The organism is Streptomyces europaeiscabiei, from assembly GCF_001550375.1.
Taxonomy (GTDB): domain Bacteria; phylum Actinomycetota; class Actinomycetes; order Streptomycetales; family Streptomycetaceae; genus Streptomyces; species Streptomyces europaeiscabiei.
In genome coordinates, this window is record NZ_LRTR01000921.1 from 1 (window position 1) to 6,310 (window position 6,310).

Here is a 6,310-nt window from a genome sequence, read left to right on the forward strand (position 1 = left end):
CAGGGCGAGCGCGGCCGTCACCACTCCGGCGACCAGGGCCGCCACGAGAAGGGCGGACGCGGGCGGGACGGCCCCGCGCACCAGCGGCGCCCCGGGCCACACCACGGCCTGGGCGCAGATCAGCAGGACCGGGAACAGCCGGTCGTCGGTTCGATTCATGGCGGATCCAGGCTATGAGCGCAGGGCAGTGGCCCGACTCCGGCTGGAGGCGGATTCCGGCCTCTTACCTGGGTTGCAGAGTCTCTACCTGTGGTTCGAGGCGCCACTCGTCCTGCAGCGCGAGGACGGCGCCATGCCCCCGGCCCTAGGCTCGATCACATCGAGAACGCGGTCGGCCACCGCTTCTACGACCACTTCCAAGACCGGTTCTGCCGGCGGCTCCACCAGCGGTTCTTCCATGCTCTTCCATGCTCTTCCGCGCTCTTTCGCGTATCCGGCCCAACTTTCCAACGAATTCCGGGGGATCTCCCATGTCCAAGCGCATTCTCTTCTCGTCACTCATCGGCGCCGTCGTCCTCGGCGGAGTGGCCGCCGGCGGCATCGCCCTGGCCTCGGCCCCCACGGAGCCGACCCTGGAGCACGGCTCGGCTCGCTACACGGCTCCGTCCGACGGCAGCGCGGGCTCGCTCACCTACACCGTGGACGTGAGCGACGACTCAGGCATCCGGAGTCTCAAGGTCCTTGCCTGGCCCGCAAGTTCGAAGCTCGACCCGACCGCGGCGGAGGTTCGCTCGGCGGATGAGAGCGCCAAGTGCCGGAGCACCTCGGACGAGACCGTCCGCTGCACCTACGGGGAGAAGGTCACGAAGCGGGAGGCGGCCGACCTGGCCAAGGGCACCTGGTACGTCTCGGTACTGGCGACGGCCAAGGACGGGGGCACGACGTTCGTGCCCCGCGCCGCCACGTTCGACGTCACACGCTGACACGCCGTTCGAACCGTCGTCCAGTGAGGCGGTCTGCCGGAAGCGCGGCTTCCGGCAGGCCGCTCCTGCTTGTGGGCCGCTCCTGCTTGTGGGCCGATTCTCCGTGGTGCCGGACTTCACGGCACACACGCCTTCCCGGGCCCTCACCGCGCCACTTGCCCAGAACCGGATCTTCCGCGGCGCACGATCCGCCGCCGGCCGCGCACAACATCGAGGACATGCGCCGGCTCTTGGCATGGGTACCGGTCGACGACCGGGCCCACGACCGGGCGGACGGGTCCAGGAGATGCTTCCCTGCCGTCCGCCACAGGCCGGACTGATGGCCACAGCTCACCCGCGCGAGCCACCTGGCTGACGGTTGATCAGAACAGCGATGGTCGAGGAGGATCCGAGCATGGCGAGATGCAAGAAGTGCGGTGTACGAAAGCGCCGTTGGCCCCGGTCCTGTCCCGGGTGCCGCGCCGGGTCGGCCCGGGCGGACGTGGCCGTGGCGGGGGCCGATGTGACCGTGGCGGCAGGACTGTTCGGGTGGACCAGACGGGCGGTCACAGGCGTAGTGCGGCGGATTCTCGACTGGACCTGACCCAGCGGGGGCGTTCCTGGTCCCGAAGTCGTCGGCATCGATCACACCGGCCGGGACAGGAACGGCAGTTCCACCACCAGCCCCAGGACGACGAGGCAGGTGCCACCCGCTCCACGGCCAAGGCCCGGGTCAGAGACCCGGGCTCTGCTGACGATGCGCCGGCATCCGAAGGGTCTCCTGCGCCGACGGCGATGACTGCCGTACGTACGTCTTGAAAGTCGCATCCTCGCAGTTCAACGGCGCCTGGCTGCTGCTCTGACTGTTGTCCTCGCTGCTGCCGGCTGCTGCCGGGGCGTCAGATCGCTCAATGCTTCAGGGCGTCCGAGATGGACTTGACGCCGCCGTGCGCAGTGAGTCCCCCGTCCACCGGAATCTCCGCACCGCTGATGAACGACGACTCGTCGGACAGCAGGAACACCACGAGCGGGGCGATGTCGTCGACCGTCCCGCTCCTGCCCAGCGGTGTCTCTGCGATGGTCGCGTCACGAAAGGCCTTCGTGGCCTGGGCGGTCATCTCGGTCTCGATGTAACCGGGGAGCACCGTGTTGACCCGGATCCCCTTCGGCCCCAGTTCCGTGGCCGCGATTTTCGACACGGCACGCAGGGCCCATTTACTCGCGGTGTAGGCGACGGGGTAATAGCCGGTGAGCGCGGTGGCCGACCCGATGTTCACGACGGACGAGCCGGGTGGCATGAGCGGGGACAGGCGCTGGATACCCAGCAGCGGGCCGGTGGTGTTCACCGCCTGCACGTGTGCCATGTCCTCGGGGCGTACGTCTGCGAGCCGCTTCCTCTCGATGATCCCCGCGTTATTGACCAGCCCATGGACCTGGCCGTACGTCTCCTTCAGTTCGGCGGCCAGTTCGTCCCAGTCGCTCTCACTGCTGATGTCGAGCCGTCGGCATCCTTCGCCTTCGGGACGCACGTCGGTGGCCACCACGGTGGCACCGGCTCGGGCCAGCGCCCGAGCCTCGGCCGCCCCTTGCCCGCGGGCAGCTCCCGTGACGACGACGATTTTGCCTGCGAGACGCCGAGCGGGCCGCTCATGTTCGGAGATCGAACTCATGGCGGACAAAATACCCTGCCACCGTCTCCCGTTGGGCGGCCTGAAGATCTCGGCACCACGGGCCGCCTCGTCACGCCAGGGCTTTCGTCCGATCACGCCACTCGGAAGCGGTGCGGTCGAGGTGGCCATCGCCCGGATTCGAACCGGGGTTTCCGCATCGGGCGAACCCGCGTGCCGTGTCCTGGGCCGCTGGACGACGCATGGCCAGGCAGAAGGTATCCACCTGCATGGTGGTGCGTCCACCCGATTCCCCCTCGGGCCGCAGAGGGCCCCGCCGGTCGCGGTGGGGCCCTTCGTCGCCCTTCGTCGCCCTTCGTCGCCGATCGAGTCGATCACGACGTCAGCGACGCCGAGGAGGCCTCAGCCCGGCGAAGAGGACGAACCCGCCCCCCATCGAGGAGAGGGCCGACCGGCTGTGCGTCTCCGCCTACTTGAGCGCCGTGCCGCCCGAGTTGTGGTGGGCGATCGTCTTCTTGATCAGGTTTCCGCCGTCGGCTCGACCGATGTCTGTTCCCCATACCCTGCACCGAACAGCAGGTCGGCGATATGCGCGTTCGCCACCTGGTCCATGTGCGCGAAGAACCAGTCCACCTTGTCGTCCTTGTCATGGTTGAGGGTGTTGTTCTGCGACATGTCGCTGATGGGGACCTGTCACAGAACTACCGGCTTGCCCACGGGGGGGGAACAGCGAAGAATCACGGTCATGTGGTGCGCGGGGACGTCCTTGCGGTGCGTCGCACGCTCGGCGCGGACCAGGTCCTCCAGTGCCGCGGTCGGCCGGCGTGACCATTCGCGTCCAACCCGGGTCGGCATCTCGGGCAGGCGCCCATGCGCCGACGCCGTGGACGTACGTACGGCCGCCCGGGCCAGGGTGCGGCGCCGGCCCGGTTACCGGCGTCCGATGAGCGCCGTGGCGGTGAGCGGCGTGGCGGTGAGCGGCGTGGCGGTGCCGTCGGCCTTCCCGCCGGGAGCGGGAGGGCCGACGGCACCTCATGGAGCCTCGTACGGTACGGGTGTTCCGCTAGGAGGCGTCACGTACCGTGCCGGTGAACTCCGGGCCCTCGACCGACTCCCCGTCGGCGTCGTAGGTCCAAAGCCGCAGCCGCAGCGACTCCGTGTCCTCGCTCAGCTGATCGGTGACGGTGGGCACGGACATGTCGATGCTCAGGCTGCCCGCGGGCACTTCGGACATGAACAGCGCGCCGTCCGACACTGCGGACAGTGGTCGCTCGGGATCCGGCGAGGCCCCGAAGTGTTCGTCCAGCCACGTCGCGGGGACGTCCTCGGTGGACAGTTCGGTGCCCTCGGAGACGGGCAGCATCTGCAGGTCCGTCCACATGGCCACGTCGGCGGCGGCGGAGAGGGTGATCCGCCAGACCAGCGGTTGCCCCTCGGTGACCTGGTCCGCGACCGGTGTCATGGTCACCGTGGGCTGGGGGTCGTCGTTCTGCGCGGTGACGCCGCCCAGGAAGGAGCCGACCACCGCGCCGCGTACGGTCTTGACGGCCACCCGGTGGTCCGTGTCGGAGCTGTAGCGGGTGTTGCCCTCGACCGTCACCGGTACGTCGACGCGGGTGCCCGCCCGGACCTTCACCGTGCGCACGACGGGGACGTCACTGCCCGGTTCGTCCACGAACAGCCGGACCTCGCCGCTGCCCGACCCCGACACCCGTACCGGCACCTGGTAGGTGCGCGAGCCGGAGTCGCCCTCCTTGACGGTCAGGTGGCCGACGTCCACACGCGCCGGCTTCGCGGGCTCGACGACGGGAGTGCCGGGGCGCCAGCCGTAGGCGTCCACCAGCCAGGCCGTCCCGGACTCGGTACGCGGGGTCAGGCGCAGGGTTTTGACGTGACCGAGGTCGATGCGCTCCCGGGTCTCGGCGGACAGCGGTACGCGGACCTCACGCGCCCAGTAGGAGGAGGTGCGGGAGGTGCCCGGCAGGCCGTCCACGCGGACCCGGCCGAGGTTCGCCCGCTTGCCGGAGGTGTCGGTGAGGGCGACGTCCAGCTCGGTGCCGGTGGTGTTCGGCGGGACGATCACGCGCAGACTCAGCGACGTCGCGCCGGGCAGGGAGACCGGGTGGGCGGGGCTGAACTCGGTGGCGGTGCCGGAGCGGCTCCAGTTCATCGCCAGCGCGTAGCGGTCCGGCTCCTTGCCGGGGGTCACACTCCACCACCGGGTGAAGTGCGGGGAAACGGTACTGAGGGCGGGGTCCAGGCAGGAGACCTTCGGGTCCGGGTCCACCTGGGCGCACAGCCGGCCGCCGCGGACCGTGGCGGAGGAGGCGGGAAGGAACGCCCCCGAGCGGGCGGCGCCGACGGCGTGGGTGAGGACGCGGGCGGGTCCGGCGGAGGCCGCACGCGCGGAGGACCCGTCGAGCAGCGGGCGGACCCGGTCGTCACCGGCGACGAACAGCCGGGCCGCGGCGGCTATGTACGTCGAGCCCGCCTTCTGCTGCTGCTCGGCGGTGAGCCGGGTGGCGGTGCCCGGCGAGCACAGCGGGTCGTGCTCGTCGCCGCCGTAGGAGAAGTCGTCGTCGGCCGGCGCCGTGGCCTGGCCCGGGGTCCACTCGCTGTTGAAGTAGTTGTGGTTCGCACCCGTCATGTAGACCGCGCTGTGCAGGGCCTTGCCGCGGCTGACGCCACGGGTGCCGTCGACGTAGTACTCGCCCTGCAGGTCGATGACGTCTCCGTCGCAGCCCGGCAGGATCGACACGGACGGCACATCGGGTGCGGGGTTCTGGCCGAAGATCGTGGGGCCTATGAGGACGGTTCCACGTATCGTCCAGCGGGTTCGGCCGTGGTAGCCGTCCTGGTCGGCGGGCGGCGGGGTGAGGCTGTCCAGCGCGGCCCTGTCGGCGCCCTCACCGCCGCGGGAGTGGCCCACCAGCAGCACCCGGCCGAGGTCGGCGCGGGGCGCCCGTCGTACGACATCGGGGGCCATGGACGGGTCGGCGGCCCAGTCCGCCCAGTGGGCCAGGTGCAGCCGTATCAGGGAGGAGCGGGCCTGGGCGCCGGCGTCGTCGGCCTGCCAGTCCTGGGCGTTGACGGAGTTGGCCGAGATCGAGACCGTCACATAGCCCTGGGAGGCCAGGAGTTGCTGGTCGTGCAGGTATCCGCGGTAGCTCGGCACCGGCTCGTGGCCGGCCGGGCAAGGCCATTCGAGGGTCAGGTCGTCGGCCTTGAAGCAGGTGGCGTGGCGCCCGTGGAGGAACAGCGCCAGGGGGCGGCTGCCCGTGGCGCCTTCCGGTGCGACCACCACGGCCTTCATCTCCACGTCGGTGTCGTAGCCGGGCAGCTGGACCGACGGCAGGGAGTACTCACCACTGGTCGTACGGAACGAGCCGGCCACACCGGGGTCGACCTTGCTCACGGTCGCGGCCCGGGGCAGGCGCGACGGGCCCGACGAGCTGTCGAGTCCGCGGCGCTCACGGGCTGCGGCGTTCGCTCCGGCCGCGTCCAGACGGCGCCCCGCGGCCACGACCCGCAGGTCGTCCGTCCTTCCGAGGCGGACCCCGTCGAGCGGCAGCCGGAAGGTGCGCCCGTCCGCGGCGGGTCTGGGGACGCCCAACAGACGTTCCCCGCTACGGAATTCGACCTGGGCATCGCCCACCGGCACCTTCTCGGGCGAGCGCCACACCAGCTCCGCCGACTCCCCGGAGCCGGTGGTCCGCCAGCCCTCGGGAAGCCCCGCGGACGCGGGAGCGGACGCCGGCCCGGGGGCCGGTTCCGGCGCCG

Annotated in this window: 4 protein-coding genes and 1 tRNA gene; 1 reads left to right on the top strand and 4 read right to left on the bottom strand. The window is 70.7% G+C overall.

What is annotated here, in order from left to right; translation table 11 throughout:
- The first annotated feature begins 470 nt into the window (after positions 1-470).
- Positions 471-923, top strand: coding sequence for a DUF5707 domain-containing protein (locus AWZ10_RS46335; protein ID WP_060894259.1), 453 nt, complete (start codon positions 471-473; stop codon positions 921-923).
- Positions 924-1,810: 887 nt separating this feature from the next.
- On the opposite strand, the gene AWZ10_RS46340 is transcribed toward AWZ10_RS46335, so the two are convergent.
- The 4 genes from AWZ10_RS46340 to AWZ10_RS46350 form a co-directional block, all read right to left on the bottom strand.
- A complete protein-coding gene (locus AWZ10_RS46340) occupies positions 1,811-2,572 on the bottom strand; it encodes an SDR family NAD(P)-dependent oxidoreductase (protein WP_046703347.1) in 762 nt (253 codons plus the stop codon).
- Positions 2,573-2,694: 122 nt separating this feature from the next.
- Positions 2,695-2,778, bottom strand: a tRNA-OTHER gene (locus AWZ10_RS52140).
- Positions 2,779-3,049: 271 nt separating this feature from the next.
- Positions 3,050-3,205, bottom strand: a complete 156-nt coding sequence (locus AWZ10_RS55000) for a hypothetical protein (RefSeq protein ID WP_240439428.1) — start codon at positions 3,203-3,205, stop codon at positions 3,050-3,052.
- Positions 3,206-3,593: 388 nt separating this feature from the next.
- Positions 3,594-6,310, bottom strand: a 2,717-nt coding sequence (locus AWZ10_RS46350) for an alpha/beta hydrolase (RefSeq protein WP_060894260.1), incomplete at its 5' end; no start/stop codon positions are given.

Excerpts from the sequence above, each read along its gene's own strand:
- AWZ10_RS46335 (WP_060894259.1), top strand. The coding sequence starts at position 471 with ATGTCCAAGCGCATTCTCTTCTCGTCACTCATCGGCGCCGTCGTCCTC.
- AWZ10_RS46340 (WP_046703347.1), bottom strand. The coding sequence starts at position 2,572 with ATGAGTTCGATCTCCGAACATGAGCGGCCCGCTCGGCGTCTCGCAGGC.
- AWZ10_RS55000 (WP_240439428.1), bottom strand. The coding sequence starts at position 3,205 with ATGTCGCAGAACAACACCCTCAACCATGACAAGGACGACAAGGTGGAC.